At 69.2% G+C, this 2518-nt stretch carries 3 protein-coding genes; 2 read left to right on the forward strand and 1 reads right to left on the reverse strand.

From position 1 onward, the window contains the following. The coding region (locus FNH04_RS44740; protein WP_152791955.1) for an RNA polymerase sigma factor SigF at positions 1-776 on the forward strand (776 nt) is incomplete at its 5' end. Between the two features lie 395 nt (positions 777-1171). Further along, complete coding sequence (locus tag FNH04_RS44745; protein ID WP_152791956.1) at positions 1172-2092, forward strand: RNA polymerase sigma factor SigF; 921 nt, start codon at positions 1172-1174, stop codon at positions 2090-2092. A 186-nt stretch (positions 2093-2278) separates the two neighbouring features. On the opposite strand, the gene FNH04_RS47060 is transcribed toward FNH04_RS44745, so the two are convergent. Further along, on the reverse strand, positions 2279-2518 hold a 240-nt coding region (locus tag FNH04_RS47060), incomplete at its 5' end, for a hypothetical protein (protein ID WP_194237028.1).

The raw sequence follows: 2518 nt of genomic DNA on the forward strand, positions 1-2518 counted from the left end.
CCCCCGAGAAGCGCCGCGGCGCCGACACCCGCGCCCTCACCCAGGTGCTCTTCGCCAAGCTGAAGCACCTGGAACCCGGCACGACCGAGCACCACCGCGTACGCGGAGCGCTCATCGAGGCGAACCTCCCCCTCGTCCGCTACGCCGCCGCCCGCTTCCGCAGCCGCAACGAGCCCATGGAGGACGTGGTCCAGGTCGGCACGATCGGGCTGATCAACGCGATCGACCGGTTCGACCCGGACCGGGGCGTGCAGTTCCCCACCTTCGCGATGCCGACCGTGGTGGGCGAGATCAAGCGGTACTTCCGCGACAACGTCCGCACCGTCCATGTCCCGCGCCGTCTGCACGAGCTGTGGGTACAGGTGAACAGCGCGACCGAGGACCTCACGACCGCCTTCGGGCGCACCCCCACGACCGCCGAGATCGCCGAGCGGCTGCGCATCACCGAGGAGGAGGTCCTCTCCTGCATCGAGGCCGGCCGCTCGTACCACGCGACCTCACTGGAGGCGGCCCAGGAGGGCGACGGGCTGCCGGGCCTGCTCGACCGGCTCGGCTACGAGGACCCGGCACTCGACGGAGTGGAACACCGCGACCTCGTACGCCATCTCCTCGTCCAGCTCCCCGAACGCGAACAGCGCATCCTTCTTCTGCGCTACTACAACAACCTGACGCAGTCGCAGATCAGTGCCGAACTCGGTGTCTCGCAGATGCACGTGTCCCGGCTACTCGCCCGTAGCTTCGCCCGGCTGCGCTCGGCGAACCGGATCGAGGCCTGACCAGGAGCGGGACACGCCCGACCGTCCCACATGGCGAACGGGGCACGCGGGGCACGCGGGGCGCACAAAGGCAGGCGGGGCGCACAGAAAGGCGGGGGCTGACATGGCCCCAGGCCATCGTGGGTAACCGAAAGTAAGACCGAGTCTTCACCGGCTCGAACGAATCGCTTATCTTCCCCCATTCAGGTATTTCTAAGCTGAAATACCGCCAGAACACCTTTTTCCGGGGCGGATTCACCCTTCCTATGTCGACATGTCTCTACAGCGTGTTGCCGACATGTGACATTCTGCGGGAAGCGCGTTTGCCGCAGCCTCGCAGCCGGTATTCAGGTGGAGGCTGCGTTCCTTACGACGGGAGCGTTCGCCGCGTCCGTCCGCGACCCAAAGGGGGTGGCATGTCCGCAGACCAGGGCAGCTCGAAGGTGCTCACACTCGCCAACGGCGAGTCCGCGCCCGACGCTCTCCAGGCCCCTCAGGACCTCAAGGACCCGCAGGACCTTCCGGGTCCCCCGGTCCTTCCGGCTGCTGATGTCCCGGCCGTACCGGCCTCGGAGACCATCGACACCCGCACCCTGTCCCGCTCCCTGTTCCTGCGGCTGGCCGCACTGGACGAGAACAGCCCCGAGCGTGCCTACGTACGGGACACCCTCATCGAGCTCAACCTCCCGCTGGTGCGTTACGCCGCCGCCCGTTTCCGGTCGCGCAACGAGCCGATGGAGGACATCGTCCAGGTCGGAACGATCGGCCTGATCAAGGCGATCGACCGCTTCGACTGCGAACGCGGGGTGGAGTTCCCGACGTTCGCCATGCCGACGGTCGTGGGCGAGATCAAGCGGTTCTTCCGCGACACGTCGTGGTCGGTGCGGGTTCCGCGCCGCCTTCAGGAGCTGCGCCTGGCCCTGACCAAGGCGAGCGACGAGCTCTCCCAGAAGCTCGACCGCTCCCCGACGGTCACCGAACTCGCCGCCGTGCTGGGCGTCTCCGAGGAGGACGTGGTCGACGGCCTCGCCGTCGGCAACGCGTACACGGCGTCCTCCCTCGACTCCCCGGCCCCCGAGGACGACGGCGGCGAGGGCTCGCTCGCCGACCGCCTCGGCTACGAGGACACCGCGCTGGAGGGCGTGGAGTACCGCGAGTCCCTGAAGCCCCTGCTCGCCAAGCTGCCGCCCCGCGAGCGCCGGATCATCATGCTCCGCTTCTTCGCGAACATGACGCAGTCCCAGATCGGCGAGGAGGTCGGCATCTCCCAGATGCACGTCTCCCGTCTCCTGACCCGCACGCTGGCCCAGCTGCGGGACGGACTGATCTCCGACTGACGGCAGGGACGTACGCACGGTGTCGTGCCCGGCGGTTCCTCTTTGACGGACCGTCAGTCACACTGGCGCGATGCCTCACGCGACGTGGATACGTGACCGTCGGGGCGCCCTGGTGGGCGCCTCGGCGGTTCTCGTCTGTCTGGGCGGGGCGCTGGCGTCCTGCGGAACCGGCACGGGCGCCGACGGTTACACCGCCGTGGGCCCGGGAGGCGCCTCACCCCGCCCCACCGTGGCACCCACCGGAGACGTGAGATTCGTACCGCTGGAGAACCCTCGTCCGCCGACGGACTCGGCGGACTCCTCGCCGCACGGTTCGACCGACTCGCCCCGCGCGTCGAGCACATCCGGCCCGGGGACGAGCGGGCCCGGCAGCACGTCACCGGGTGGCTCCGGCCGTACGACGCCGAAGGCGCCCTCCCCGTCGGC

The organism is Streptomyces phyllanthi, from assembly GCF_009377205.1.
Classification (GTDB): domain Bacteria; phylum Actinomycetota; class Actinomycetes; order Streptomycetales; family Streptomycetaceae; genus Streptomyces; species Streptomyces phyllanthi.